This window comes from Roseomonas chloroacetimidivorans (assembly GCF_049629625.1).
Lineage (GTDB): Bacteria > Pseudomonadota > Alphaproteobacteria > Acetobacterales > Acetobacteraceae > Roseomonas > Roseomonas chloroacetimidivorans.
The window spans coordinates 1-26,315 of the sequence record NZ_JBNBZS010000002.1 but is presented as its reverse complement, the minus strand read 5'-3'; the positions used below and the strand labels follow the sequence as shown (position 1 = coordinate 26,315).

Here is a 26,315-nt window from a genome sequence, read left to right as displayed (position 1 = left end):
CAGGCAAACACCAAGCCCGCTGCTTCGGCGCCTGCGCCGCGCAAGGTCTCGGACAGGCGTGCTGAAGCTACTCTAGCGCTGACCGCGGTTCTCGGCCGGTTCCTGGCTTGGGCTGAAGCGGGCCCAGCCGGGCACCTGAGCTTCGAGGTTCACCTCTCGCCATTTCGGATGCCGCGGCGGGCGCAGGAAGTTCTCAAAGCGAGAGGAGAGCGCCTCCACAAAGGTCGCGACCTTGCGATAGCGTTCCGTCCCTGGTGGCCAGGCATAGACGGCCATCACCGCACCGACGGCCAGCGTGTCCACAGGCGCGTCAGGCGGCACGAGCCCGGGATACTGCTCGGCGCCGAGCCGAGCCGGCAGGTAGGTTTCGATCAGCGCCGGGGTCATCGGCAGCGGCAGGAAGCGCAGGCCTGAATCCGCGGGGATGCTGGAGAAAAGGCGCGCAGGTTTGCCGGCAACATAGACCAGCGCGGCGATCTCGCCCCGCCGCAGCTTGTCCAGCGCGACATCCTGCGGATCGTTCGCCGTCTCCACCGCGACGCCCAGCGCCTCGAAGATGAGGGAGGCCGTCATCGCAGTGCCGCTGCCGGCCACGTCCACATTCACACGCTTGCCGGCAAGGTCCTGGACGCGCGTGATCTCCTGCCGGGCCAGAACATGCACCTCCTCGTCATAGAGCTTGGTGATGTACTGGATCACCTGCTCCGCGCCGGGATAGAGACGACGGCCGCGGACAAAGGCCAATGCGTCCGACTGGACGATCGCCACATCGATGCCGCGGACGAACATCAGATCCGAGATATTCTGCACGGAACCGCGGCCGACGATTGGGAGCACGCGCAGCCGGTCTCCGTCATCCAGCACGGCAGCGAGATCCGCCGCGATGCGGATATAGGTACCGTCCACACCGCCAGAGATCACCCCGACGGTTCCCGCATTCGCCCGCACTGTCATCGCGGCCTGCGCGCTGCGGCCGGAAGACCGCTGCCCCTGCCACTGTCCCTGGCTCTGGGCCTCGGCGCGCTGTAGCGCCGGCAGCGTGAGCGCGCCGGCCAGGAGCAGGCCTCGCCGTGTCGCTATGCCATGGTTCATCGCGCTTCCCCCTGGTCTGCCCGCCGGGCCGGCGGCCTCATTCGCTCCGCCTGGCCCCACCCTGGCGCCGGGCGCCCAAGTGCTGGGCGAGCAGCTTCGCAGCGGGATCACCCATTGCGACAGCGCGCTGGTACCAGGAAGCCGCCATATCGGGATCCGGGCGCAGCCCACGCACGCTCAGCGTTTCCAGGACCAGCGGATCATAGGTGCGCCCCAGGCCCGTTGCAGCCATGGCGCTGCCGGCGGCAGCGGCACGCTCAAAGAGTAGCCGGGCCGCGGAAACGTCACCGACGGCCAACATGGCGTTGCCCCGTCGTACCAGCGCGTCCAGCAACTCGGGCGCCATCGAGACAGGCGGAACCGGGGAGGACGCGGCCGGCCTGGCCACGGGGGCAGGGGGCGGTGCCACCAAGGCGGTAACCACCGGAGCCGAGGGCGTCGCCGGCGTCTTAGCTGCGGCTGGGCCAGAAGCGGGCGCCGCCTCGCTCTGCGCAGCCTGCTCGGGCGAGGAAGCGGGCAGGGCCGGGGAGGCCGATGCCAGCGCACCGGGTGCGGAGGCCACACCATCCGCTTTAGGCGGATCCGGCCGGGCTGGATTTGCCGGGAGCGGTTCTGACCGTGATGCCGGAGTCAGTGCCGCCGGATCGGTCGTAGCGCGCGCGGCCTCCTGCATCTGTCCTGTGGTCGAGTCCAACGGCTCAGCCATGCGGGGAGCCAGAGCCAGCATTGGGGCGGTCACAGGCTCTGTCAGTGGCTCAGGCGCGGCTTCCACTGCCGGTGTGGTGATGCCGGTCGGTTGCGGCTCAGCTGCCGGCGGCAGAGATGCAGCGGCCAGGCCTGGGACCACGGTCGGTGGGTCGTTGGCTGGCATCAGACCCTCCGCTGTGGCGGAGGCCGGCGGTTCGGCGGCGGCCGGTGCTGGCTGCGACAGAGCCGGAGCCAAGGCCGGATCTCCGGGCGATGGATCGGCCGTGCCGGGCGCCTCGGCCTCCAGAATAGCCGGGGCTATCACCGGAGCGGCCACCGAAAGTTCCGCCGTGGCGGGCACGGGCGCCGGAGCCGTGGCCACGGAGGCCGGTTCTGGCAACGGAAGCACCGAGGCCAAGGCGGGCATATCGGCCGGAGGATCGACCGTGAGCGGTGGAGGCGCCAATGCCACCGCCGTTTCGGAGGAAGCCGGCGGTGCAACGGCGGAATGGTCAGGTTCCGCAGGCAAGAGAGCGGCCAGGGAGGGAACTGGCTCGCCAAGGATAGCACCGCGATCAGCGATGGCCGGGATGAGTCCTGCCGGACCACTCGGCTGCCCCGTCTGGGGAGCGGGCGTGCCCTCAGGGACCCGCCCGGACATCAGCGTGGTTCCAGCGGCCTGCTCATTGTGTGGGTGGGTCGAGAGGGCACTCGCGATGGTCGCGGGCATCACCTCGGGCGCCGTAACCGGTTCCGTTCCCGGATCCGGCGGCACCCCGGCCGTGGGCCCGGAGGCGGTGGCGACTGCTTGATCAATAGCCCCGGCCGGGGCCGCAGCTACATCCTCCGGAGACCCTCCGGAGAAGGGGGAAAGGGCGCTTTCCGGCGCGGCTTCCGGCCCGGGAACGGCCTCGCCAGCGAGCCCGGCCTCCAGGATAGACCTCGTACTGTCCTCGACAGGGCCGGAACCGGCCTCCGGCGCCAATTCGTCCCGCAGCAGGGGCGGCAGCCCGGAGGGAAGCGGCGGAAGCGAGGCGAGAGTGGCGCGCTGGTTTGGGGGAGCAATCCTGTCGGAGCCGAAGGGAACCGCCGTGCCGTCTCCAGTTGCTGCCTGTGACCGCGTCAAGCGGGCCTCGGTTGGACGTGGCGCCCCAGCAAGATTCATTTCATGGCTGAGCGCGAAGTAACCCAGCACCACGAAATAGCCGAGCGGCACCGCGCCGGCCACCAGGCCCAAAGCGACGAGAAGCCGGGGATACATGGACATTGTGGGGGACGGCGGCGGCTCGGGCTCGACGAAACTCGACAGCAGGTCCGCCATGACATCGGGTAGTGGAGCCTTGGCCGTCCCTGGCATCGGCTCCGCTGTCTTGGTCGGCTTGGGCGGGCCGGTTCCAGCCTCCGTGACCGCATCCGGCACGGCCGCCGCACCGGCCTGCATCCCGGGCTGCGGACCGGCCTCCAGCGAGAGAACCTGGCGGGCCATCTCCATCCAGGACACGTCGTCGAGGTCGAGCGACACGTCGTCGGCCTCCAAGGGGGCCGTGTCTGCGAAAGCCTCGTCGAGCACCGTCTTGAGTTGCAGGAGATCGGCGGCGGAGACCGAGCGGTACACCACCGGGGGTGCCTTGCTTACCTCGGGGAAGAGTTGGTGGTACAGCAACAGAAATCGCTCAATGGCGTCCGGGACCGTATTCGGCGCCATGTCGATCAGCGCGATGCCGCGCGCATGGTCCAGCAACGCGACCCGGATCTTCGCGGCCGGATGAACCGCGTCGGCCGGGAGCCAGCAATCCGATAAGACCTCGACGCCCCAGCCTTTGGGAACGATGTCGCGATCTGAATCCAGGGGCACGCGGACAGCCATCAGTGCCTCACCGAGAGGGGGTGGAAGCCATCGGAAACGGCACCTGCTGCGCTACCAGTCGGTCGCGGCTCCGAAAGCCTGCATCCGGCATGACTACGCGGCGTGGGATGGTGCATTTTGGCAGGCACAACATGGCTCAGCCCACCATACCGCCATGGCGCCCACCTTATCATACGTTGGTATGTGGCACTGTCCGTGCAGCCGAGGGACACGCCGTCCAAAGGTGTGCTCTCTAAAACCTCCCGCCCGGTTCTCTATCTGCAACGCCGCGCCTTATTTGAGACGTTGTGCCGTGTCGGGCACCTCAACATGCCCCGCTGAGTGGCAGCCAGGGACGATCGCTCCGTCAGCCTGAACAAGGCCTGGGGCACGGTTTTAGGTCATCGCTTCCCTGAAAGGCTGATCGCAGCGTGGATCAGCGCCGCGGCCCAGGGGCTCGGCGCGCGCCCTTACAACTTTGGCCCGATTCCCCCGACTCCGCTCGCCTGTTCCAGCCCGGCGAGCGCGCTCAGATAGGCCGCCCGCGCCGCATTCGCCGCCACCCGCGTCGTGTTCAGCGTCCGCAAGGCGTCCAGCGTATCCAGCAGAGTGCGCCCGCCCGCGAGATAGGCGGCTTCGGTCGAGCGATAGGCTTCCTCCGCACGGCGCAGGGCGGCCCCGGTGGTCAGGTCCAGCAGCGAACGAGCCTGCACATAGGATGCCCATGCGGTGGCAAGGTCGGCCTGCGCGGCCGTGAGAACGCCCTGCGCCTGGGCCAGCGCCTGTCCGCGCTGCGCCGTCGCGACCGCGACGTTCCCCTCGGTAATCCGGCTGGTGAAGATCGGAATGGAGAAGCCGATGCCCAGCGTGTCATTGGCGCGCAAGGGGCGGCGGCTCTCCGGCAGATCCTGGCTCAGCTCCGTGCGGGTCAGGGCGCCGCTGATCGAGATGTCGCGGGACCGGGCAGCCTCGGCGAGGCGGGTATTCGCCTCCGCCGCATTCACCCCGCGCGTGGCCGCGAGCACGTCGGGACGGTTGGGCAGGGCGTCCGACAGGGTCTCGCGTGTCACGTCCAGGCTCGGCGTACTGTCGAAATTGCCGCGCAGGTCAAAGGGAACGCCCGCGAGGATGGCGGCCACCGGGTCGCGTCCGGCAGCGCGGGCCGCGGGCTCCGGCGTGCGGGTGGCGTCCGCCCCCAGCAGCGCCGCTACCTGCGCGGCTGCGGCGGCATAGGACTGGGCAGCGCTGGCCAGGTCCTGTTCAAAGGGCAGGCGGCTGGCCTGGAAGCGCAGCAGGTCGGATTCCGGGATGGCGCCGTCGCGCACCTGGCGGGAGAGCAGCGCCTCCGTGTTGTTCAGGCTGTTGCGGTTGGCCAGTGCCACTTGCAGATTGGCGCGGGCCTGCAGGGCCTGGATGAAGGCGGTCCGCAGCGTGAAAATCTGTGCCCGCAGCGCATCCAGCACTTGCGCCTCGGCCACGCTGATCTGCTCATCCGCCATGCGCCGCCGCAGTTCGCGCTTGCCGCCGCGCTCGATGGTGAAGGAAAGATTTACCGAGGCGTTGTTGAGGGGCGAGACGTAGCGCCCGCCGTTATAGCCGCTGAAGCGGCCGCGCTCGTTCACCTGCGCCGTGGTCTGGCTGTAGCCGATGGAGCCTGCCGGGTTGGTGTCCGCCACCAGCCGCTGAGCGCGGGCGATATCCACCCCCCGCCGCGCCGCGACCACCGCCAGATTACGCTCCAGCAGCATCGCCTCCGCCTCGGCGAGGGTCAGGCTCGGCGCGCGGATCGGCAGTTCCGCTGCGGTCGGGGCGCGGGTCGTGCGGCTCTGGCCCAGGGCCGGCGTGGTGAAGGCCAGCGGCGCCAGGATTGCGGCGGCCAGGATCGCGTGGGGAAGGCGGGTCATCTTACGGAAACCTTCGCGTCATTCGGGCGAGGGAAGAAGGAATGCGGCGGCGGGCCGGACGGACCCGCCGCGGTTACTCGGCCGGGGCGGGCTGGGTGGAAGCACCGGCTAACTCCGCCCGCTCCTCCCGCTCGGCACGGCGGCGGCCCAGCAGGTCCACCGTTACCGGCAGCACCAGGAGGATGAAGATCGGCACCAGCCCGATCCCGCCCACCACCACGATGGCCAGCGGCTTGGTCACATCGGCGCCGATGCCGGAGGCCAGCGCCATGGGCAGCAGGCCGCAGAAGGAGGCGAAGCAGGTCATCATCACCGGGCGCAGCCGGTCGAAGCCTGCCCGTGTCAGTGCCGGCGTCCAGGCCAGCCCTTCCTGCTCCCGCAGCTGATTGAAGTAGGAGAGGAAGATGATCGCTTCCATCACCGTGATGCCGAGCAGAGCAAGGAAGCCGATGGCCGCGGGCACGGAGAAGTTCAGCCCGGCCACCGCGAGTGCCAGCACGCCGCCGGAGATGGAGAGCGGCAGCATGGCGAAGACGATCAGCGTTTCCCGCAGCCGGCCGAAGGCGATGTAAAGCAGCATCGCGATGATCGCGAAGGCGATCGGCACCACCACCATCAGACGCGCCACCGCCGCCTGCAGGTTCTTGAACTCGCCAACCCATTCCAGGCGGTAGCCCTGCGGAAGCTGCACATTGCGCTCTACCCGCTGCTGCGATTCCTGCACCGCGCTGGCCGGATCGCGGCCACGGACAGAGAACCGCACGGGCACGTAGCGCGAGGAGTTCTCGCGGTAGATGTAGGAGGAGCCGGAGATCATCTCGATCTTCGCTACGTCCCGCAGCACCGCATTGGGCCCAACCGGCACACGGCCGATCGCGTCGGGACCATCGCGGTATTGCCGGGAGAGCCGAACGATGATCGGGAAGTTCCGATCGCCGCCCGGCTCATAAAGATTGCCCGCCTCCTGCCCGCCTACGGCGGAGGAAATGGCGGTGTTCACGTCATTGACGGTCAACCCGAGCCGCGCTGCCTTGGCGCGGTCCACCGTGACGGAAAGGGTCTGCTGCCCCGTGCTGAGCAGCACACCGAGATCGGCGATGCCCTGCACCTGCGCCATCTCGCGGCGGATCTGGTCCGCGACGCGGGACGCGACGGCCGGATCCGGTCCGATCACCTTGACCGCATTCGCGCCCTTCACGCCCGAAGCCGCCTCCTGGACATTGTCCGAGATGGCCTGGGAGAAGGAGAACTCCACCCCAGCGAACTCGTCCTCCAGCCGCTTGCTGATCGCGGCCACCAGCTCGTCCCGGTTATGGCCGGTGACCCACTTCTCCTGTGCGATCAGCGGCACGAAGAATTCGGCGTTGAAGAAGCCCGCGCTGTCCGTGCCGTCATCCGGCCGCCCCTGCTGGGAGGTGACGGTGATCACCTCCGGGAACTCCATCAGGATGCGGCGGATCCGGTTGGCCACCGGATTACCCTCTTCCAAGGAGATGGTCGCGGGCATGGTGGCACGCAGCCAGATGCTGCCCTCCTCCAGCGTCGGCAGGAACTCGGCCCCCAGGCGGGACATGACGCCCATGCTGCCCACCAGCATGGTGCCGGCCAGCGCCATGGTCAGGCCACGCCGCCGCATGCCGGCATGGAACAGGTGCGTATAGGCCCAGCGGATGCCCTTTACCGCGAAGGTGTCCTTCTCCTCCGTCTCCGGTTTGAACAGCGTGGCCGAAAGCGCGGGGGTGATGGTGAAGGTCGCCAGCAGCGCGCCGCCGATGGCATAGGCATAGGTCTTGGCCATCGGGCCAAAGATGCGCCCCTCGATCCCGCCCATGGCGAAGAGCGGGATAAAGGCCGCGATGATGATCATGATCGAGAAGAGGATGGCATTGTCCACCTCGCTCGCGGCGCGCAGCACCGTGATCGCCACGGGGCGGGGCTTGCCGTCGGGGCCGGGATGGTGCCGGGCCAGATGCAGGTGGCGGAAGATGTTCTCCACCATGATCACCGTGGCATCCACCAGCAGGCCGAAATCCAACGCGCCGAGGGAGAGCAGATTCGCGCTTTCGCCGCGCGCCAGCATCATCAGAACCGCAAAGAAGAAGGCGAAGGGAATGGTCGCCGCGATCACCGCCGCCCCGCGCAGGTCACCCAGGAAGAGCCATTGGATCACCAGGATCAGCACCACGCCTTCCAGGATGTTGTGCACCACCTTCACCGTGGTGGTGCTCACCAGATCCTCGCGATCATAGAGAGTGACGATCCTCACGCCCGGCGGCAGCACGCCGCCCTCATTGATGCGGCGCACTTCCTCCTGCACGCCATGAATGGTCGGCAGAGTCTGCTCGCCGCGGCGCATCAGCACCGTGCCGAGCATCACGTCGTCATCCCCCTCATGCCCCGCGACGCCGAGGCGCGGCAGATTGCCGACGCCGACCGTCGCGACGTCGGAAACCAGGATCGGGCTGCCATGCTGGCTTCCCAGGACCACGTTCCGGATATCGTCCAACGAGTGGATCAGGCCGATACCTTGCACCACGACCGATTGCGGCCCGACATTCAGCGTGCCCGCGCCGACATTCACCGACCCGTTTCGGATCGCCTCCACCACGGAAGGCAGGGACAGGCCATAGGCGTTCAGGCGAGAGAGATCGACCTGCACCGAATAGGTCTTGGAAATGCCCCCGAAAGATGTGACGTCGATCACCCCAGGCACGCGCTTGAAGCGGCGGTCCAGCACCCATTCCTGCAGGGTCTTCAGATCTTCCAGCGGATAGCCCGGCGGCCCGACGAGCCGGTAGCGCATGATCTCGCCGATGGGCGAAGCGGGCGAAATGGCGGGCTGCGCGCCACTGGGCAGGGAGCCGAGCTGCCCCAGCCGGTTCAGCACCTGCTGGACCGCTTCCTCATAAGTGTAGTTGAAGTTGAACTGCACGCGCACATCGGACAGGCCGAAGAGACTGGTGGAGCGCACCGTCGTCAGATTCGGCAGCCCCGACATCGCCACCTCGATCGGGATGGTGATGGTGCGCTCGATCTCCTCGGCGTTCTGCCCGGCGTTTTGCGTGATCACCACCACGGTCGGCGGCACCGGGTCCGGATAGGCCTCGATGTTGAGATGCCGAAAGCCGAACACGCCCACGACCATGAAGACGGCAAGAAGCAACAGGACGAGCGGACGGCGCTCGAGGGCCTGGGCGACAAGGTGGCGCAAGGGCGGCTCCCGGAAGTCAGGATACGGAAGCGCGGAGCCGGGGCAGGGGCACTCGGAACCGGGTCGGCGCGCTGTTGATCTGACGTGTGAGTGACCGAAGCGGAAGGGCAAATTCGGCCTGTAAGCCGGCTGTAAGTTGCCTGCGCCATAAGCCTTCGCATCGGTGGAAAGGATGGATCCTGCCTGCCGGGAAGAAAGCGCAGGTGCTGGCCATGAACATGATGACCCCGCCCCAGATTGCCGAAACCGGGGTCGTTTCCGCGCCTGCCGATGTTGCCCGGCCGCGCCGCCGCCTGCCTATCCTGCTTGCCGGCGTTGCCGTGCTCGCGCTGGGCGGAGTCTATGCCTACCGGGAATTCAGCGGACATGAGGAGGTGGCGGTCATCTCCTCCCCGGCACGTGCCGCGATCAACACCGGTCGTCAGGCGGATGGCTCCTTCAAGCTTTCCCCGACCGAGGCGAAACTGCTGCGCATTGAGCCCGTCGTCTCCCGCAGCTTCCGGCCGGAGCGCATTGCGGAAGGCCGCATCTCCTTCAATGAGGAACGCTCGACGCCCGTCTTCGCGCCCTATACGGGCCGCGTGGTGCGCGCCATCGCCCAGCCCGGCCAGCAGGTGAGGGCGGGCGATGTGCTGTTTGAGATCGAGACGACGGACCTCACCTCGGCCGCGAACGACCTTCTCTCCGCCCTCGACGCCGCCGCAAGGTCCCGCACCCAGGCCGACCTCGCCCGCCGGAACGAGGCTCGGCAACGCGACCTCTTCGCTGCCAAGGCCGCCGCCCGGCGTGACCTGGAGCAAGCGCAGGCCGACCTGGCCAATGCCCTGTCCGACCAGCGCACGGCGGAGGCGACCCTCGCGGCCGCGCGTGACAAGTTGCGCGTGCTTGGCCGCAGCCCGGAAGAGATCGCCCAGATCGAGCAGACCCGCCGCGTGAACGCCGTGGTGGCCGTGACCGCCCCGATCGCAGGCACGGTCGTGCAGCGCCGCATCGGCTCGGGGCAGTGGCTGAATGCCGGCGGCTCAGACCCGATCTACACCATTGCCGACCTGTCCCAGATGTGGCTGGTGGCCGGCGTGCGCGAGATGGACGCTCCGCTGGTCCGCCCGGGCCAGCAGGTGCAGGTCAGCGTGGACGCGCTGCCCGGGCGAAGCTTCAACGCGCGTATTGAGAACGTGGCCAGTGCGCTGGATCCCACCACCCGCCGCCTGACGGTCCGCGCTGCGGTGGAGGACCCCGACCACCTGCTGAAGCCCGAGATGTTCGCCTCCTTCCGCATCGCAGTGGGCGATGCGAGCAACGCGGTTGCGGTGCCCGCCGGTGCCCTGATCCACCGTGGCGCCAGCACCTCCCTCTGGGAGGCACTAGATGACAACCGCTTCGTCATGCGTAAGGTGGAAACCGGGCTACAGTCCGATGGCATGGTGCAGGTGACCAGCGGGCTGAACCCCGAGGCCCGCATCGTCACCGGGGGAGCCCTCTTCATCGACCGCGCCGCCCAGGACTGAGGCCGGGCCCGGCAGGCCCGGCGGCTCAATCCGCCGGAAGGACGTTTTCCGCAGGCGCGGTCGGTACCGGCGCCAGCGGCAGGTGGAGGGAGAAGGCCGCGCCGCCCCCCGGCGCATCGCCCACCTCCACCGTGCCTCCATGGGCGTGCACGATCCGCTCCACGATCGAAAGGCCGAGCCCCAGGCCCCGCCGGCGCACGTCCCCCGCCCGCCAGTGGCGGCGGAAGACGTCCTTCCGCTCCGACACCGGCACGCCCTTGCCCTGGTCCGACACCGTCACCGTCACCATGCCGTCCTTTGGCGTGCCGAGCCGAAGCGTGACCGCCCCGCCGGGCGGTGAATGGGACAAGGCATTGTCGATCAGGTTTCGCAGTGCCCGGCCGATCGAATCGCGCTCCCCCCGCACCCAGATGGGGGCGTTGGCAATGGGGGCATGCAGGGCATGCCCCTCGCGCTCCGCCATTGGGCCGAAGCGGCGGGCCGTGTCGGCCACCAGCTCCGACAGATCGAAGGCACCCCCGGTCACCGGGTTGTCGCGCGCCGCCTCGGCCGCCTCCAGCAGGTCGGAAACGAGCTGGGCCAGTTCCTGCACATCGCGCCGCAACCGGTCCGTCACCCCGCCTGCATCCAGAAGGTCCAGCTCGGCCTGGATGATGGCCAGCGGAGTGCGCAGCTCATGCGCCACCTCCGCGGAGAAGCCGCGCTGCCATTCCAGCGCGTCGTCCAGACGGTCCAGCGCACCATTCACGGCCTGGATCAGCGGCAGCAACTCCGGCGGCATCTCGCCTTCCTCCAGCCGGGACGGGCCGCCATGGCCGATCCGCTCCGCCTCGCGCGCCGCCCGGCGCAGCGGGGCGGAGAGAAGGATCAGCAAGCCCACATTCGCGACGAAGAGCAGCACCGCCCCGATGGCGAGCACCGCGAGCACGGGCCCAATGGCCGCCCTCGGCACGTCGTCGAGCACGATGTAGGAACGCTCCATGTCCTGGGCGATCTGCACGGCCACATGATGGCCGTCCGGCGTGTCCATCCAGCGCGTGATGCCCCAGAGCCGCGTGCCATCCCGGCCCTCCTGGAAGGTTTCGGGAAAGCTGCCATCCTGCTCGATCCGTGGCAGCTGCTCCCGCACCCCAGGCGAGACGATCTCGCGTCCGGTGGCAGGGTCGACCACGGCGAAGAGCATCGAGCCGGTGGAGGTATCGAAGCGGCGGCCCGTCTCGCCCCCAAGCGGGCGGATCAGGCCGTCCAGCCCCTCGCGCGTGATGCGTTCGGTGACGACCGCGCCCGCCGCCATGATCCCGCGCTGATGCTCCCGCCAGACCACATGGTTCAGCGTCTGGTGCAGGATGATGCCGCCAACCACCAGCGCCCCGGCGCCAATCACCGCATAGGCCGCGGCAAGGCGGCCGACGAGGCTACGCGGACGGGCAGGGGGCGGGCGGGCAGCCATCGCAGGATAGTAGAGCAGATCGCCCGGGCATGGCATCGCCGGTGAGCGTGGAAGGCGCTCCTGCGTCTCGCTCTCCACCGTTCATAAGGTCATCCGGCCCTCCAGCGGTCCGCCGCCTTGGCATCCTGCGGCGCTCGACGCAATCTCCGCGCGCAGTCGAGGGGGGGCTTGGATGCGCGTGCTGCTGGTCGAGGACAATGCCCGGCTCGCGGCGCTGCTGGCCGAAGGACTTCGGCGCGCCGGCTGGCAGACCGATATCGGCGGTTCGCTGGAGGAGGCGGAGGCGGCGCTGACGATTGGCGAGTACGACGCGGTGGTGCTGGATCGCGGCCTGCCGGATGGCGACGGAATCGAACTGGTGCGCAGCCTGCGCCATCGCCCCGGCGCGCCTCCGGTCCTGATCATGACCGCGCGCGGCGAGGTGGCGGAGGTGGTCGAGGGCCTCGACCTCGGCGCGGACGACTACATGGTCAAGCCGGTCTCACTGGTGGAGCTGGTGGCGCGGCTGAACGCGGCGCAGCGCCGGGGCGGGCGCGGGGTGCAGCCGCTGGTGCTGGGCGCCATCTCGCTCGATCCGCTCTCCCGCGCCCTGACCGTCGCCGGTGTGCCCTTCGATCCGCCGCCCCGCGAACGGACCTTGCTGGAGGTGTTGCTGCGCGCGGCCCCGCGCCCGGTGGCGAAGGAAACGCTGGAGGCGCGGCTGGCCGGGCTGGACCGCGCCGTGCAGCCGAACGCGGTGGAGGTCTATGTCCACCGCCTGCGCGCCCGCCTTAGCCAGGCCGAGGCCGGGGTGGTGATCCAGACCGTGCGTGGGTTGGGATACCGGCTTGAGGCGGCGCAGCCCGGCGATCCTTCCGCCACCTGAAGCCAAGGGCCGGTTCGCGCGTTGCGCGACCGGACCGAAGGATGAGGGAAGCTCCGATGCGCCGATCGCTCCGGCCGAATCTGGCCCTGGCCATGGCGGGCCTGGCTGCAGTGGGCCTCGCGGCCTGCGGCAGCACGCCGGACCTGCCGCCCGCACCTATGGCCGAGGTGCCGATCCGCGCACCGGCCAGCCCCATGCCCCAGCTGCTGGTCGCCATCCCAGAAGCCGCGCCCGTCCCCTATCCGATGCGGGCCGAGCTGACGCGCGGTGGGCCGGGCGTCTGCGCCCCCGCCGTTGACACCGTGCTGGACCCGGTGGGGCAGGGACGTTTCCGCCTGGTGCTGGAACAGCCTGGCTTTGTCGTGACGCGGGAAAGCGTGCTGCGGCGCCCCGCCGGCGGCCCGCCCGATGCACCGGAACTGGCGCTGGACGGGGCAAATAACGGCCGCTGCGATTACCTGATGTGGCCAGCGCTGCGGGGTTGAACCCGGCTGCGCCGGATCAGTGGGGCCGCAGCGTCTCGGTGCCGATGCCGTTGCTGCCGATCATCGTCCACTGGCCAGTCATGGCGCCATCCGGCGCTACCTCGTAGATCGCGACGCCCGGCCGGTCGCCCACCGTGAAGCCGACGGAAAACACCGGGCCAGCCGACATGCCGTAACCTTCGTACCGTCCCGAATCCAGGTTCCAGACCACGTGCCAGGACGCGAGGCCAACCTGCTGGATCGCCATCTGGCCCGAATAGGCCGTGCCGTCCACGGCCACACCGCTGACATCGTAGAGGCCGCTGCGCTGCGCCTGGGCCGGGGCGGCGAAACCGGCCAGGGCCATCATCGGAACCGCGACCAGGGCGGCCATCGCGATACGCTTCATCCTTGTCCTCACTGCAGGCAGGTGCAGCGCGGATACACCGACCCGACGCTCGCCACTACTCCACAATCGCCACGCGCAGCGCGTTGGTCGTGCCCGGCGTCCCGAAGGGCACGCCTGCCACCACCACCACCTCGTCGCCGCTCACGGCAAAGCCCTCCGCCGCCGCGGCGCGCACGCCCTTGGCAACCATGTCGGTCATGCTCGCGGGCTCCTTGCTCTGCACGGGATGCACGCCCCAGACCAGGGCGAGCCGCCGCGCCGTGCGCTCGCTCGCGGTCATGCCGATGATCGGCGCGCCCGGTCGTTCCCGCGCCACGCGCAGCACGGTGGACCCGGTGGAGGTGAAGGCTGCGATCGCCTCGGCCTCGATCGTGCTGGCCACCTGCCGCGCGGCGGCGGCGATGGCGTCGGAAGATGTGTGGCGCGGATCGGGGCGGTTGCTGTCCGTGATGGCGCGCCAGCCCGGATCCTGCTCCGTCCGGGCGACGATGCGGTCCATGATGTTCACCGCCTCGAACGGATACTGCCCTGCCGCCGTCTCGGCCGAGAGCATGACCGCATCCGCCCCGTCGAACACCGCCGTCGCCACGTCGGATGCTTCCGCGCGGGTTGGCGTGGGCGCGGAGATCATGCTTTCCAGCATCTGCGTCGCCACCACCACGGGGATGCCACGGGCGCGCGCGCCGCGGATGATGCGCTTCTGGATCAGCGGCACCTCCTCCGGCGGGCATTCCACGCCCAGGTCGCCGCGCGCCACCATCACCGCATCCGCCAGGTCCAGGATGCCGTCCATATGCTCGACGGCCTGGGGCTTCTCCATCTTCACCATGATCCAGGCGCGGCCATTGGCTATGGCCTTGGCCTCCGCCACGTCCTCCGGCCGCTGGACGAAGGAGAGGCCGATGAACTCCACCCCCTGCTCCAGCACGAAGGCGAGATCCGTGCGGTCCTTTTCCGTCAGCGCCGGAATGGGAAGGGGCACATCCGGCACGTTCACGCCCTTGCGGTCCGAAAGCGGACCGCCGACCAGCACCTCGGTCTCCAGATGGTCTTCTCGCTGGCGGGTCACGCCCAAGCGCAACTTGCCGTCGTCCAGCAGCAGCGTTGTGCCGATGCGGGCGGCCCGGATGATCTCGGGATGGGGCAGCTGCACGCGCCGCACATCACCCGGCACAGGCGACAGGTCGAGACGGAAGGGCTGACCGGGCTGCAACTGCACGCGCCCGCCGCCAAACTTGCCCACGCGCAGCTTCGGCCCCTGCACATCTGCCAGGATGCCGATCGGCCGGCCAGTGCGGCGTTCCAGCTCGCGGATGGTCCGGATACGGGCCGCGTGGTCCTCATGAGACCCGTGGGAGAAGTTCAGGCGGAAGATGTCGGCCCCGGCACGGAACAGCCTCTCGATCACCTCCGGCGCGGCACTGGCCGGGCCAAGGGTCGCGATGATCTTGGTCCGCCGCCGGCGGCGGATCGGGATGCGGCTGGCCAAGCGGGACGCTCCTGCGAACGATGGTTCGGAGTGGAGGAGCGTCTCAGGGGGCACCTCCATGATTCGCGCCACCTCCTCGACCCGCTCGGGAGGGACGCGGCGCCATTGGGAGACGGCAGCGGTGGAAATGCCGAGGCCGGAGGCAATCCGGGTAACGGCCCCACGGCGGGCCAGGAGATCTTCGAGAGCCTTGTCGCGCATGGGCTAGAGTTAGTTCGGATAAGCCTGCCTTACGAGGGGTGTTCGGCTTACATTTGTTAAGTGATTATGACGGCCCGGAAGTCATTGACATTGGTGAGGGTGGGGCCGGTCACCACGAGGTCCCCCAACGCCGTGAACACGTCATGGCTGCGATGCGCCTGCAGGGCGGCGATAGGATCAACCCCGGCTGCGCGGCTGCGGCCGATCGTATCCGGCCCGGCAACCGCGCCGGCGTTGCTTTCCGAGCCATCGATCCCGTCCGTATCGGCCATCAAGGCCCAGATGCCCGGATGCCCTGCCAGGGCGGCGACCAGGCCGAGCAGGCATTCCCCGTTCCGTCCCCCCGCTCCCTTGGCGCCATGCAGAGTCACCGTGGTTTCCCCGCCCGAGAGCAGGACCGCCGGGGGAGCGACGGGGAGGCCGTGCGCCGCGGCGGAGCGCGCGATGCCGGCCAGCAGCGTGCCCGCCTCCCGCGCCTCGCCCTCCAGCGCGTCACCCAGGATCAGCGGCATGAGCCCGAGCGCGCGCGCCTCCGCCGCCGCGGCCTGCAAGGCCATGAGCGGGGTGGCGATCATCCGGTACTCTGCACGGGCAAGGCGGGGATCGCCCGGCTTGGGTGTCTCCTCCGCCGCGGCATCCAGATGCGCGCGGACGGATTCGGGCAGTGCAATGCCGTAGCGGGCCACGATGGCCCGCGCCTCGGCGAAGCTGCTGGGATCAGGGACAGTCGGGCCGGACGCGATGGCCGCTGGATCATCCCCGGGCACGTCGGAAATGGCCAGTGTCACCACCCGCGCTGGATGCGCTGCGGCGGCCAGCCGCCCGCCTTTGATCGCGGAAAGGTGCCGCCGGACCACGTTCATCTCGTTGATTGTGGCGCCGCAGGCCAGCAGCGCCCGGTTCACGGCCTGCTTGTCGGCCAGGGTCAGCCCCGGCGCGGCGAGCGGCATCAGCGCGGAACCGCCCCCGGAGATCAGGGCAAGGACCAGATCATCCGCCGTGAGACCCCGGACCGTCTCCAGGATGCGCATGGCCGCCTTCTCGCCGGCTGCATCCGGCACGGGGTGGGACGCCTCGACCACCTCGATCCGCCGGGTCGGGACGGCATGGTCGTATCGGGTGACGACCAGCCCAGACATCGGCACATCCGGCCAGGCATCCTCCAGCGCAGCGGCCATCACGGCGGCGGATTTGCCGGCGCCGACCACGACCACGCGTCCGGCGGGCCGCTCGGGAAGATGGTTTTTCAGGATGGCGCGGGGATCGGCGCTGCGCACGGCCGCATCGAACATCCGGCGCAGGGCCGCGCGGGCCCGCTGGTCATCCCATTCCATATTGGCTGCCCCTCCTAGTGCCGGGCGCATCATCACCCTCTGCCCTCCCGCGACAAGCCCGACCCGCACGGCAGTTCCATCTTGTGGTATGCATGGTGGTATGGAACAAGGTGCGCCGAGAGGGAGCGCGCCGTGCCGTCAGTGGCCGCCAAGACGCATGAGAGGCAAGGAGAGGGTGTGGAGGATTTCCGCGCTGGCCCGCTGCCGGTGCGCGGAAACGGCCGCCCGGGCCGCCTCCGGCTCGCCACGATTCAGCGCCTCCAGGATCCGCGCATGCTCATCGGCCGATCCGGTCGGCTCCGGCCGCAGCGCGGCGGTGGCCAGCCGGGCGCGCTGCGCCAGATCGGCGGCCTCCAGCGCCATGCGGGCCAGCCTGGCATTGCCACAGCCCTCGACCAGCGCGCGATGGAAGCGGTCATCCGCCGCCGCCCAGCCCCGCCGGTCCCCCCGCGCCAGGGCTCCGCGCATCGCCTCGGTCGCGCGCGCCATGGCTTCGGTCGCAGCCGGGTTCGGATGGGCGGCCAGCCGCGCCGCCGCGGCCCCTTCCAGCGCGATCAGCACCTCATAGGTCTCGGCCATGCTCGTCGGGTCGATCGGCAACACGCGGACGCCGCGCCGCGGCTGCACGGCCAGGAACCCCTCGGCCTGCAGGCGCAGCACGGCCTCATGCACGGGCGTGCGGCTCATGCCGAGTTGCGCCGCGAGGTCGCCCTCCGTCGCCTGATGGCCGGGGGGCAGCGTCATCTCCAGCAGCCGGGCACGCAGCGCGCGATAGGCGGATTCGCCGAGGCTCCTGCGTTCGCCGTCTTCGGCGGGCGTCACGCCCGTATCCAAGGTTTCGTCCATCGGCCACGGCATGCCAGCCGCGCCCGCTTTTTCCAACACGCTTTCCAACGACCAGGGAATATCACCTGACCATGCGACGCCATCGTATCGCCGCCATCCCCGCCGACGGCATCGGCAAGGAGGTCATCCCCGCCGGCCTGCGCGTGCTGGAAGCACTCGCAAAGCGCGACGGCGGCTTCGCCCTGGATGTCGAGACGCTGCCCTGGGGCAGCGATTATTACCGCCAGACCGGTGTGATGATGCCGGAGGACGGCCTCGACACCCTCCGCAACTTCGACTCCATCTATTTCGGCGCGGTGGGCGACCCGGAACTGCCGGACAGCATCACCCTCTGGGGATTGCGGCTGAAGATCTGCCAGGGCTTCGACCAATACGCGAATATCCGCCCGACCCGCGTTCTGCCCGGCCTCACCAGCCCGCTCCGCGCCGTTGAGCCCGGCGATATCGACTGGGTGATCGTGCGTGAGAACTCCGAGGGCGAATATGCGGGGCATGGCGGCCGTGCGCATCGCGGACACCCGGAGGAGGTGGCGACCGAGGTCGCGATCTTCACCCGCGCCGGCGTTGAGCGGATCATGCGCGTCGCCTTCGACATCGCGCGGTCCCGCCCGCGCAAGCTGCTGACGGTCGTCACCAAGTCCAACGCGCAGCGCCACGGCATGGTGATGTGGGACGACATCGCGGCGGAGGTCGCGAAGAACTACCCCGACGTGACCTGGGAGAAGGAGCTGGTGGACGCCATGGCCGCGCGCATGGTCCGCAAGCCCGCCAGCATCGACACGGTGGTCGCGACCAACCTGCACGCCGACATCCTGTCGGACCTCGCCGGCGCCGTCGCCGGCTCGCTCGGTGTCGCGCCGACCGCCAACCTCGACCCTTCGCGCCGCGCCCCCTCGATGTTCGAGCCGATCCACGGCTCCGCCTTCGACATCATGGGCAAGGGGATCGCCAACCCCGTCGCCACTTTCTGGACCGGCGCGATGATGCTGGAACATCTGGGCGAGCCCGCCGCGGCCAAGGCGCTGATGGCGGCGGTGGAGCGTGTCTGCGCCGACGGCGTCTTCACCGCCGATCTGGGCGGCACGGCGGATACAGAAACGGTGACGCGCGCCGTGATCGCCGCGATCGAGGGCGCGAACGCCCCAGCCTGATTCCATTCCATGCCGGGGGCTGACGGCGCCCCCGCCATGGTGCAGGCTTTCGACAAACACGAATGGAGGAATACATGTTCAAGCCCACCCGGCGTGCCGTGCTGGCCGCCGCTTCCGCCCTGCCGCTCGCCCTTCCGGCCTCCGGTGCGCTGGCGCAGGCTTTCCCGAACCGCCCGATCACCGTCATCGTGCCCTTCGCCGCGGGCGGCCCCACCGACGTCATCAACCGCCTGGTCGCCGAGGGCATGTCGAAGGACCTGGGCCAGCCCGTGGTGGTGGAGAATGTGACGGGCGCGGGTGGCACCATCGCCGCTGGCCGCGTCGCCAACTCGCGCCCCGATGGCTACACGCTGCTGGCCCACCATATCGGCCATGCCACCACAGCCACGCTGTACCGCACGCTGCCCTATAACGTGGAAACCTCCTTCGCCCCGCTCGGGCTGGTGTCCAACGCCGCGATGACCATTGTCGCGCGCCCGGACTTTCCAGCAAACAACCTTGCGGAGTTCATGGCGGAGATCAAACGCCGGGGTGACAAGCTGAACCTCGCCCATGCCGGCGTCGGCGGCGCGAACCATCTCTGCGGCATCCTCATGCAATATGCCGCGCAGACGCAGCTCACCACCGTTGCCTTTCGCGGCTCCGCTCCTGTGCTGACCGAGATGATGGCCGGCCGCATCGACGTCTTCTGCGACCAGGCCACGAACACCGCGCCCTTCATCCGGGACAACCGGATCAAGAGCTACGCTATCACGCTTCCGCAGCGCGTGCAGGGGCTGGACCTGCCCACCACCACCGAGGCCGGTCAGCCCGGAATCGTGATGAGCACCTGGCATGGCCTCTACGCCCCCGCCGGCACGCCGGAGGATGTACAGGAGCGCCTCTCCGCCGCGATCCGCGCCGCGCTGCGCGAGGAGCGCCTACGCACCCGTTTCGCTGAGCTGGTGACGGAGGTGCCGCCGCCCGAGCAGACCACCCCGGCCTTCCACCGCCAGTTCCTGGCGCAGGAAGTCGCCAAGTGGCGCCCGATCATCCAGGCAGCCGGCGTCTACGCCGACTGAAATCAGGGCTTCCCCGTCGCCGCGCCGCCCGCCAGGGTGTCGCGGCACAGCGGGGGATCCGTGATGGGCGAGATGCAGGTTCTGGCGGGCGGCTGCCATTGCGGGAAGCTCCGCTACGAGGCGCGCGGCACGCCCTTCCACCCGACCATCTGCCACTGCGTCGATTGCCGCCGCGTTGCCGGCGCTCCCTGCGTCGCCTGGTTCAGCGTGGCGCGGAACCAGTTCCGCATCACATCGGGCGAAATGCGCCGCTATGCCTCAAGCCCGCGTGCCGAGCGCGGTTTTTGCGGAGATTGTGGCACGCCCCTGACCTTCGCCGCCCATGAGTTGCCCGGCGAGATCGACGTGACCACGGCGAGCCTGGACGACCCTGGCAAGGTGCCGCCGGCCGACCACACGCGCACCGCCCGCCGCCTGCGTTGGATGCGTTTCGCCGACGGCCTGCCCGCCTATCCCGGTACCCGGGCCGAAGGCATGGCGCGCGTGCCCGGGGAAGGGCAGGGATAAGTACCCGCCCCGAGCCGGCGCCGGGGATGGCACAGCGGCGCGTGACTCACCATCTTGGGCGCCCGAAGGGGGAGAACCCATGACCGAGATCGACGACAAGACCCGCACCGAGCTGGAGGCTGCCGCCTTCCGCCGCCTGGTTCAGCATCTGCGCGAGCGCACCGATGTACAGAACATCGATCTGATGAACCTGGCCGGCTTCTGCCGGAACTGCCTCTCCCGTTGGTATCGTGAGGCGGCTGAGGGCCAGGGTATTCCGCTGCCTGATCCGGAGGCGCGGGAGATCGTCTATGGCATGCCCTATAAGGAATGGCAGGCGAAGTACCAGCGCGAGGCCAGCGCGGAGCAGAAGGCGGCCTTTGCCGCATCGAATCCCGGCCACTGACCGCGCGTGAACGCCGTCATCGCCAGCCTGGTCATGCCCTTTGACCAGATGCTGCACCGGGGCTTCCGAGGCCCGCTGATCAAGGGCGTGCTGGGGGCCGTGCTGGCCCTCGGTGCGCTGATTGCCCTGGCCGACTGGGCCGTGATGGCGCTGGCGGGTGGCTCCGGCTGGCTGGCCACCATCGCCGGCGTATTGGGCGGGGTGGCAGGCCTCTTCGCCGCATTCTGGCTGTTCATCCCCTTTTCCCTCGCCATCGCCGGCCTCTTCCTGGACGAGACGGCGGCGGCGGTGGAGCAGCGGCACTATCCCGGTCTTCCGCCGCCGCAGGGTGCCTCGCTGGCCGCACAGGGCGTGTTCAACGTCACGCTGGCGCTGAAAGTGCTGGCGCTGAACCTCGTGCTCCTGCCCCTGGCCCTGATGGTGCCGGTGATCGGCGCGGTGCTGCTCTGGATCGTGGCCGCCATCTCGCTCGGCCACGGGTTGTTCGAGGGCGTGGCGCAACGCCGCATGTCCGTGGCCGAGGCTCGGGTGCTGCGCAAGCGGCGGGAGTTTTCCGTGCTGGCCGTCGGGGCGGTGCTGGCGGCCATGTCGCTGTTGCCCATCGCGAACCTGCTGGTGCCGGTGTTGGGAACGGCGGCCATGACGCATCTTCTGCATCGGGGCGCGGACGGACCAATCCGGTAGCGCCGCCGCGCCCCAGCCTGGGCGGCGTGGCTTCCGGAGCACGCGCGGCACCCCGCCGTTTCGTTCCATTCAACAGAATAAGCATTGCCATTGAGGCGAGCCGGGCAGGGGGGTAAGACCCTCGGGCCCATCCCCGCGATGGGCGCGTGCAGGGGGACTTCGACATGGCTGGTCTTTGGGGGCGAGCGTCGGGCAGGAATGTCGGGCGGGTTGCAGCGGGCTGCGTCCGGTCGTCGGGCGACCAGGGCCGCTCATGATGCCCATCGTCGCGGCGACTGCGGGCGCCACGCCTTAGCGCCCCCTGGCGCTGCATTTTCAACCCGATTTCAGGGGCTTGAGGGAGCGCGACCTGGCTCGGCGCTGGCTTGGGATGTCGTTGTGCATCGGGCCAAGTGTCACCGGTCCTCCCGAACCCCATCCGTCACCGAAAAGGAGAGGCCCATGTCTGACGTGCCCTTCGACACCATCGATGAGGCAGCCGCGAGCCGCGCGAGGCAGGAGGCTGACCCGGATCCGGATGTCGGCGGCATTGCGGCGGATCGCCTGCGTAGCATCATCGAGCGCGTCGAGCGCCTGGAAGAAGAGCGCAAGGCGCTGGCCGACGACATCAAGGACATCTTCGCCGAGGCGAAGAGCGCCGGCTTCGACGTGAAGGTGGTCCGCCAGATCATCCGCATCCGCAAGCAGGAGCCCGCCGAGGTGGAGGAGCAGGAGACGCTGCTCGACCTCTACCGCCGCGCGCTCGGCATGTGATCCAATGGCGGGCCGCGCGGTGCTCCTCGCGCTCGTCCTGGCCGGCTCGGCCGGGTCGGCGCAGGCGGCGGAGCGCCGCTGCGGCTGGCTGTGGAACCCGACCCCCGGCAATCACTGGCTGGCGGACCGGGATGGCCGATGGATCCTCTCGGCACAGGGCGGCTACCAAGCGCCGGGCATGGACGAGATGCCGGACATGACGACCCGCGGATGGGTCAAGGTGAACGGCAATTACGGCTATGGCTGCGCCTGCCTTCAGGTGGAGCTCGATCGCGCGCAGGGACGGGTCAGCCGCCTGATCGCGGCCGAGCCGCTTCCGCTCTCGCGCTGTCGTAACGACAAGGCCTTGCCGGCGCCGGGAGGCTGATCCCGGCGCGGCGTCAGTAAAGCGTGTCGACCGTCGCCGCGTGCCGGTCCAGCACGGCGCGGCGCTTCACCTTCATGGTCGGGGTCAGCGTGCCACCCTCCACCGTGAAGGGCGCCACGACCGACCATTTGCGGATGCGCTCCGTGGGCGAAAGCTTGGCGTTCACGCGCTGGATCGCGCGCTCGGGCTGCGCGCCCTCGGCCGGAACCACCAGCGCGACAATCCCGGGCTTTCCCTCGCCCGCGACCACGGCCTGGGCGATCTCCGGCTCCGCCATCAGGAGGCCCTCGATCCGCGCGGGGCTGACCATGTCGCCGCCCAGGGTCTTGATGAAGTCCTTCTTGCGGTCCGTGATGATGATCCGGCCCGCCTCGTCCAGCATCCCGACATCGCCGGTATGCAGCCAGGGCACGCTCTCGCCCTCCGGCGTTTCCAGGGTGCGGGCCGTGGCCTCCGGATCGCCCCAATAGCCATCCATCACCAGCGGCCCGCGGATCAGCAACTCCCCATCGGCGGCGATCCGCGCCTCCACCCCGGCCACCGGCTTTCCGACGGTGCGGCGGTGATTGTCCCAGGGCAGGTTCACGGCCACCACCGGCCCGGCCTCTGTCTGCCCATAGCCCTGCAAAACGGTCACCCCGAGCGCGAGGAAAAAGCCGGACAGGTCGGGATCAAGCCTCGCGCCGCCGGACACCATGGCCACCATCCGGCGGCCGAAACGGGCGCGCACCTTGGCGCGTACCAGCCGGTCCAGCACCGCATCCTCCACCCGCTCAAGCAGGTTCAGCGGCGGTCCGTCCATCTTCCGCAATCCCAGGGCAACGGTCCGCTCGAAGAGCTTGCGGCGCCAGGGCTTCTCTTTCTCCAGCCCGGCCAGGATACGGCCGCGCAGCACCTCGAACAGGCGCGGTACGGCCGTGATGATAGCCGGCTCGATCTCCTGGAACTCTGCGGCCAGCCGCTCCGCCCCGCGGGAGAACACGATCTCGATCCCGCAGGCCGGAAAGAGGAACCCGCCTACCGTGTGCTCATAGGCATGGGAGAGGGGGAGAAAGGACAGATAGCAGGCCCCTGACCATTCCAGCCCCAGTTGCCGCAGGAAGGGCCGCACCCCCTCCGTGTTCGCCAGCATGGCACGGTGCGGCAGCATCACCCCCTTGGGCAGTCCGCCCGTGCCGGAGGTATAGATGATGCAGGCCAACCGTCCCTCCGGGATGTGCTGCACCTCCGCCACCAGCATCGCGATGTCGCCCGGCGTGGCGGCGATCTCCGCCCAAGGCACCGTATCCGGCGCCGCCTCCATGCAGACCAGCAGGTCCAGCCCTCCGGGCCCGGCCGCCTCGCGCAGCCGGTCCGCCAGCCGTGCGGAGGAGGCGATCGCCACGCGTGCCCCGCTGTCCCGCAGGATATGGGCGTGGTCGGCCACGGTATTTGTTGTGTAGGTCGGAACGGTCACGGCGCCGATGGCCATCACCGCGGTATCAGCGATCAGGAATTCCGGGCGGCTCTCACTGACCAGCACCACCCGGTCTCCGGGTGAGACTCCCCGCGCCCGGAGTCCAGCGGCCAGGCTGGCCACCGCGAGGGCGAAGTCCCGCCAGCTTGTCCGGCGCCATTCCCCGCCCTGCCAGTGCCGGATCATCGGCCGGTCCGGGTTCCGGGCGGCGAGACCCAGCATCATGCCGGGCAGGCTGGTCCAACGCGCCGTATCCTGATTCATCCGTCTCCCCACCATCATGCTGGCCCTGCGGCCTTGGCTCGCCCTGCCCGGGGCATATATCGGGGAGGAGAAGTCCGATACCACAAGGCATCCCGCTCGTATGAACCTCCTAAAGCCGTTCCCCCTGCGTGACGCCCCCCTTCGGGACACGGAGGCCCGGATCGGGGCCATCCCAGCGGGGGAGGCGCTCCCGGAATGGGACCTGCGGGACCTCTATGCCCGCCCCGACGATCCCAAGCTGCTTGGCGACCTGGACGATGCCGAGCGCGCGGCCCAGGCCTTCGAGGCGAAGCACGCGGGCAAGCTCGCTTCCCTCTCCGGTGACGCGCTGGAGGCGGCGCTGCGGGAGTATGAACGCATCGAGGAGATCCTCGGCCGCGTCATGTCCTACGCCCAGCTCCTGTTCAGCGGGGACGCGCAGAACGCCGAGAACGGCCGCTTCTACCAGACCATGCAGGAGCGGGTGACGGTCATTGGCAGCCATCTTCTCTTCTTCACGCTGGAACTGAACCGCCTGGATGATTCCCTGCTGGAAGGCCGGCTCGCCTCATCCGCGGCGCTCGCCCGCTGGCGCCCATGGCTGCGCGACCTCCGCGTGTTCCGTCCACACCAGCTTTCCGACGAATTGGAGAAGCTGCTGCACGAAAAGGAGGTGACCGGCCGCTCCGCCTGGAATCGCCTTTTCGACGAAACGATCGCGCATATGCGCGTGCCCGTGGCGCGCGACGGCAAGACGGAGGAGCTGACCGTCTCCGCCGCGCTGAACCTGCTGTCGGATCCGAACCGTTCCGTGCGCGAGGCCGCGGCTGCCGGTGTTTCCAAGGCGTTCGGCGACAACATTCGCCTCTTCTCGCTGATCACCAACACCCTGGCGAAGGACAAGGAGATCATCGACGGCTGGCGTAACTACCCGCGCCCCGGCACCTCCCGCAATCGCGCCAATATGGTGGAGGACGAGGTGGTGGACGCCCTCGTCTCCGCTGTCGTCGAGAGCTTCCCGCGCTTGTCGCACCGCTACTACGCCATGAAGGCGAAGTGGCTGGGCCTGGACCGCATGAAGCACTGGGACCGCAACGCGCCGCTGCCCGGCGATCTGGACCGCAACATTCCCTGGCCCGTCGCGCGGGAGCAGGTGCTGAGCGCCTATGCCGCCTTCAGCCCGGAACTGGCCTCGCTTGGCAAGGACTTCTTCGAAAAGCCCTGGATCGACGCCGCGCTGCGCCCGGGCAAGGCCAGCGGCGCCTTTGCCCACCCCACCGTGCCCTCCGCGCATCCCTATCTGCTGGTGAACTATCACGGGAAGGCGCGCGATGTGATGACGCTGGCCCATGAGCTCGGCCATGGTGTCCATCAGCGCCTTGCCGCGAAGCAGGGCTATCTCATGTCCGGCACGCCGCTGACCCTGGCCGAGACCGCCAGCGTCTTCGGCGAGATGCTGACCTTCCGCGCCATGCTGGACGCCGAGACGGATCCGCAGCGCCGCCGCCTGATGCTGGCCTCCAAGGTGGAGGACATGCTGAACACGGTGGTGCGCCAGATCGCCTTCTACCGCTTCGAGACCCTTCTGCATGACGAGCGCCGGAAGGGCGAGCTGTCATCCGAGCGGATCGCCGAGATCTGGATGCAGGTGCAGCGCGAAAGCCTCGGCCCGGCCTTCGACTTCACGCCGGACTATGGAGTGTACTGGTCCTACATCCCGCATTTCGTCCACACCCCCTTCTATGTTTACGCCTATGCCTTCGGGGACTGTCTGGTGAACGCCCTCTACGGCGTGTACCAGGATGGGCAGGTGCCGGATTTCCAGGCCAAGTATCTCGACCTGCTGCGTGCCGGCGGTACGCTGCGCCACAAGGAGCTGCTGGCCCCCTTCGGGCTGGACGCCTCCGACCCGAAATTCTGGAAGCGTGGATTGGACGTGATCGCCGGCTTCATCGACGAACTCGAGCGCGCGGATGGCTGATAACCGGGAGAATTCTCTCTTCGGCGAGATCCGCCGGATGGCGCGCACCTCCGGCGCCGTGGGCGGCATCGCCGCGCGGGTGGCGGGGGAGCGCTTCCTCGGCATCAAGACCGACAAGGCCGCGCATGCGGAGGATCTGAAGGCCGTTCTCGGCGGGCTGAAGGGCCCGCTGATGAAGGTGGCGCAGTTCCTCTCCACCGTGCCCAATGCGCTACCCGAGGAATACGCGCAGCAGCTCGCCTCCTTGCAGGCCAACGCGCCGCCCATGGGCTGGGCCTTCGTCCGCCGCCGCATGGGCACCGAGCTGGGCCCGGCCTGGGAGAGCAAGTTCAAGGAATTCGGGCGCGGGGGCGCGGGCGCGGGCGCGCGCGGCGCGGGGCCCCCCGCCCCCCCGCCCCCCCGGCAGCGCGGTGGTGTGCAC

Annotated in this window: 21 protein-coding genes and 1 pseudogene; 12 read left to right on the top strand and 10 right to left on the bottom strand. The window is 69.2% G+C overall.

From position 1 onward, the window contains the following. Positions 1-72 precede the first annotated feature (72 nt). From ACO1BU_RS01930 to ACO1BU_RS01915, 4 genes are all read right to left on the bottom strand, one after another. Positions 73-1,092: a TAXI family TRAP transporter solute-binding subunit gene (locus ACO1BU_RS01930; protein WP_424134211.1), complete on the bottom strand. Its 1,020-nt coding sequence runs from the start codon at positions 1,090-1,092 to the stop codon at positions 73-75. Between the two features lie 37 nt (positions 1,093-1,129). Continuing rightward, entirely contained in the window at positions 1,130-3,634 is a 2,505-nt protein-coding gene (locus ACO1BU_RS01925) for a hypothetical protein (protein ID WP_424134210.1), read from the bottom strand. Between the two features lie 461 nt (positions 3,635-4,095). Then, complete coding sequence (locus tag ACO1BU_RS01920) at positions 4,096-5,529, bottom strand: TolC family protein (RefSeq protein ID WP_424134209.1); 1,434 nt, start codon at positions 5,527-5,529, stop codon at positions 4,096-4,098. A gap of 73 nt (positions 5,530-5,602) precedes the next feature. Then, positions 5,603-8,740, bottom strand: a complete 3,138-nt coding sequence (locus ACO1BU_RS01915) for an efflux RND transporter permease subunit (RefSeq protein ID WP_424134208.1) — start codon at positions 8,738-8,740, stop codon at positions 5,603-5,605. A gap of 212 nt (positions 8,741-8,952) precedes the next feature. On the opposite strand from ACO1BU_RS01915, the gene ACO1BU_RS01910 reads away from it, so the two are divergent. Then, a complete protein-coding gene (locus tag ACO1BU_RS01910; RefSeq protein WP_424134207.1) occupies positions 8,953-10,248 on the top strand; it encodes an efflux RND transporter periplasmic adaptor subunit in 1,296 nt (431 codons plus the stop codon). A gap of 25 nt (positions 10,249-10,273) precedes the next feature. Here ACO1BU_RS01910 and ACO1BU_RS01905 read toward each other — a convergent pair whose 3' ends face one another. Further along, entirely contained in the window at positions 10,274-11,698 is a 1,425-nt protein-coding gene (locus ACO1BU_RS01905) for a sensor histidine kinase (RefSeq protein ID WP_424134206.1), read from the bottom strand. A 172-nt stretch (positions 11,699-11,870) separates the two neighbouring features. On the opposite strand from ACO1BU_RS01905, the gene ACO1BU_RS01900 reads away from it, so the two are divergent. Together ACO1BU_RS01900 and ACO1BU_RS01895 are read left to right on the top strand one after the other, a co-directional pair. Next, a complete protein-coding gene (locus tag ACO1BU_RS01900; protein WP_424134205.1) occupies positions 11,871-12,563 on the top strand; it encodes a response regulator transcription factor in 693 nt (230 codons plus the stop codon). A 56-nt stretch (positions 12,564-12,619) separates the two neighbouring features. Next, positions 12,620-13,048 carry a hypothetical protein gene (locus ACO1BU_RS01895; RefSeq protein ID WP_424134204.1) on the top strand — a complete coding sequence of 143 codons (429 nt, stop codon included), beginning with the start codon at positions 12,620-12,622 and terminating at the stop codon, positions 13,046-13,048. A gap of 16 nt (positions 13,049-13,064) precedes the next feature. Here ACO1BU_RS01895 and ACO1BU_RS01890 read toward each other — a convergent pair whose 3' ends face one another. From ACO1BU_RS01890 to ACO1BU_RS01875, 4 genes are all read right to left on the bottom strand, one after another. Further along, positions 13,065-13,436: a hypothetical protein gene (locus ACO1BU_RS01890; RefSeq protein WP_424134203.1), complete on the bottom strand. Its 372-nt coding sequence runs from the start codon at positions 13,434-13,436 to the stop codon at positions 13,065-13,067. 55 nt (positions 13,437-13,491) lie between these two features. Beyond that, complete coding sequence (pyk, locus tag ACO1BU_RS01885) at positions 13,492-14,925, bottom strand: pyruvate kinase (protein WP_424134264.1); 1,434 nt, start codon at positions 14,923-14,925, stop codon at positions 13,492-13,494. 257 nt (positions 14,926-15,182) lie between these two features. Continuing rightward, a complete protein-coding gene (locus ACO1BU_RS01880) occupies positions 15,183-16,460 on the bottom strand; it encodes a glycerate kinase type-2 family protein (protein WP_424134263.1) in 1,278 nt (425 codons plus the stop codon). Between the two features lie 138 nt (positions 16,461-16,598). Then, entirely contained in the window at positions 16,599-17,306 is a 708-nt protein-coding gene (locus tag ACO1BU_RS01875; protein ID WP_424134202.1) for a GntR family transcriptional regulator, read from the bottom strand. A gap of 71 nt (positions 17,307-17,377) precedes the next feature. On the opposite strand from ACO1BU_RS01875, the gene ACO1BU_RS01870 reads away from it, so the two are divergent. The 7 genes from ACO1BU_RS01870 to ACO1BU_RS01840 all read left to right on the top strand — a co-directional run bounded on the left by ACO1BU_RS01870 (position 17,378) and on the right by ACO1BU_RS01840 (position 22,214). Further along, positions 17,378-18,457, top strand: coding sequence for a tartrate dehydrogenase (locus tag ACO1BU_RS01870; protein ID WP_424134201.1), 1,080 nt, complete (start codon positions 17,378-17,380; stop codon positions 18,455-18,457). Positions 18,458-18,531: 74 nt separating this feature from the next. After that, positions 18,532-19,518 (top strand): tripartite tricarboxylate transporter substrate-binding protein, encoded by a 987-nt coding sequence (locus tag ACO1BU_RS01865; RefSeq protein ID WP_424134200.1) that lies wholly within the window; start codon positions 18,532-18,534, stop codon positions 19,516-19,518. A gap of 63 nt (positions 19,519-19,581) precedes the next feature. Beyond that, positions 19,582-20,025: a GFA family protein gene (locus ACO1BU_RS01860; protein ID WP_424134199.1), complete on the top strand. Its 444-nt coding sequence runs from the start codon at positions 19,582-19,584 to the stop codon at positions 20,023-20,025. A 79-nt stretch (positions 20,026-20,104) separates the two neighbouring features. Beyond that, on the top strand, positions 20,105-20,410 hold the full coding sequence (locus tag ACO1BU_RS01855; RefSeq protein ID WP_424134198.1) for a DUF1244 domain-containing protein: 306 nt from the start codon (positions 20,105-20,107) through the stop codon (positions 20,408-20,410). Positions 20,411-20,416: 6 nt separating this feature from the next. Continuing rightward, positions 20,417-21,094 carry an EI24 domain-containing protein gene (locus ACO1BU_RS01850; RefSeq protein WP_424134197.1) on the top strand — a complete coding sequence of 226 codons (678 nt, stop codon included), beginning with the start codon at positions 20,417-20,419 and terminating at the stop codon, positions 21,092-21,094. A gap of 441 nt (positions 21,095-21,535) precedes the next feature. Next, positions 21,536-21,847 carry a DUF2312 domain-containing protein gene (locus ACO1BU_RS01845; RefSeq protein ID WP_424134196.1) on the top strand — a complete coding sequence of 104 codons (312 nt, stop codon included), beginning with the start codon at positions 21,536-21,538 and terminating at the stop codon, positions 21,845-21,847. Between the two features lie 4 nt (positions 21,848-21,851). Further along, positions 21,852-22,214: a DUF4087 domain-containing protein gene (locus tag ACO1BU_RS01840; RefSeq protein ID WP_424134195.1), complete on the top strand. Its 363-nt coding sequence runs from the start codon at positions 21,852-21,854 to the stop codon at positions 22,212-22,214. Between the two features lie 13 nt (positions 22,215-22,227). On the opposite strand, the gene ACO1BU_RS01835 is transcribed toward ACO1BU_RS01840, so the two are convergent. Further along, positions 22,228-23,934, bottom strand: a complete 1,707-nt coding sequence (locus ACO1BU_RS01835) for an AMP-dependent synthetase/ligase (RefSeq protein ID WP_424134194.1) — start codon at positions 23,932-23,934, stop codon at positions 22,228-22,230. 100 nt (positions 23,935-24,034) lie between these two features. Here ACO1BU_RS01835 and ACO1BU_RS01830 point away from each other — a divergent pair, with 100 nt between their 5' ends. After that, positions 24,035-25,894: a M3 family oligoendopeptidase gene (locus ACO1BU_RS01830; RefSeq protein WP_424134193.1), complete on the top strand. Its 1,860-nt coding sequence runs from the start codon at positions 24,035-24,037 to the stop codon at positions 25,892-25,894. Beyond that, positions 25,887-26,315, top strand: a pseudogene (locus tag ACO1BU_RS01825) (AarF/ABC1/UbiB kinase family protein); the annotation flags it as partial. The gene ACO1BU_RS01830 and the pseudogene ACO1BU_RS01825, both read left to right, overlap by 8 nt.

What these genes read in the sequence shown, in the direction of transcription:
- ACO1BU_RS01930 (WP_424134211.1), bottom strand. Translation starts at nt 1,092, where the DNA reads ATGAACCATGGCATAGCGACACGGCGAGGCCTGCTCCTGGCCGGCGCG.
- ACO1BU_RS01920 (WP_424134209.1), bottom strand. Translation starts at nt 5,529, where the DNA reads ATGACCCGCCTTCCCCACGCGATCCTGGCCGCCGCAATCCTGGCGCCG.
- ACO1BU_RS01910 (WP_424134207.1), top strand. Translation starts at nt 8,953, where the DNA reads ATGAACATGATGACCCCGCCCCAGATTGCCGAAACCGGGGTCGTTTCC.
- ACO1BU_RS01905 (WP_424134206.1), bottom strand. Translation starts at nt 11,698, where the DNA reads ATGGCTGCCCGCCCGCCCCCTGCCCGTCCGCGTAGCCTCGTCGGCCGC.
- ACO1BU_RS01900 (WP_424134205.1), top strand. Translation starts at nt 11,871, where the DNA reads ATGCGCGTGCTGCTGGTCGAGGACAATGCCCGGCTCGCGGCGCTGCTG.
- ACO1BU_RS01895 (WP_424134204.1), top strand. Translation starts at nt 12,620, where the DNA reads ATGCGCCGATCGCTCCGGCCGAATCTGGCCCTGGCCATGGCGGGCCTG.
- ACO1BU_RS01890 (WP_424134203.1), bottom strand. Translation starts at nt 13,436, where the DNA reads ATGAAGCGTATCGCGATGGCCGCCCTGGTCGCGGTTCCGATGATGGCC.
- ACO1BU_RS01880 (WP_424134263.1), bottom strand. Translation starts at nt 16,460, where the DNA reads ATGGAATGGGATGACCAGCGGGCCCGCGCGGCCCTGCGCCGGATGTTC.
- ACO1BU_RS01875 (WP_424134202.1), bottom strand. Translation starts at nt 17,306, where the DNA reads ATGGACGAAACCTTGGATACGGGCGTGACGCCCGCCGAAGACGGCGAA.
- ACO1BU_RS01870 (WP_424134201.1), top strand. Translation starts at nt 17,378, where the DNA reads ATGCGACGCCATCGTATCGCCGCCATCCCCGCCGACGGCATCGGCAAG.
- ACO1BU_RS01865 (WP_424134200.1), top strand. Translation starts at nt 18,532, where the DNA reads ATGTTCAAGCCCACCCGGCGTGCCGTGCTGGCCGCCGCTTCCGCCCTG.
- ACO1BU_RS01860 (WP_424134199.1), top strand. Translation starts at nt 19,582, where the DNA reads ATGGGCGAGATGCAGGTTCTGGCGGGCGGCTGCCATTGCGGGAAGCTC.
- ACO1BU_RS01855 (WP_424134198.1), top strand. Translation starts at nt 20,105, where the DNA reads ATGACCGAGATCGACGACAAGACCCGCACCGAGCTGGAGGCTGCCGCC.
- ACO1BU_RS01845 (WP_424134196.1), top strand. Translation starts at nt 21,536, where the DNA reads ATGTCTGACGTGCCCTTCGACACCATCGATGAGGCAGCCGCGAGCCGC.
- ACO1BU_RS01840 (WP_424134195.1), top strand. Translation starts at nt 21,852, where the DNA reads ATGGCGGGCCGCGCGGTGCTCCTCGCGCTCGTCCTGGCCGGCTCGGCC.
- ACO1BU_RS01835 (WP_424134194.1), bottom strand. Translation starts at nt 23,934, where the DNA reads ATGAATCAGGATACGGCGCGTTGGACCAGCCTGCCCGGCATGATGCTG.
- ACO1BU_RS01830 (WP_424134193.1), top strand. Translation starts at nt 24,035, where the DNA reads ATGAACCTCCTAAAGCCGTTCCCCCTGCGTGACGCCCCCCTTCGGGAC.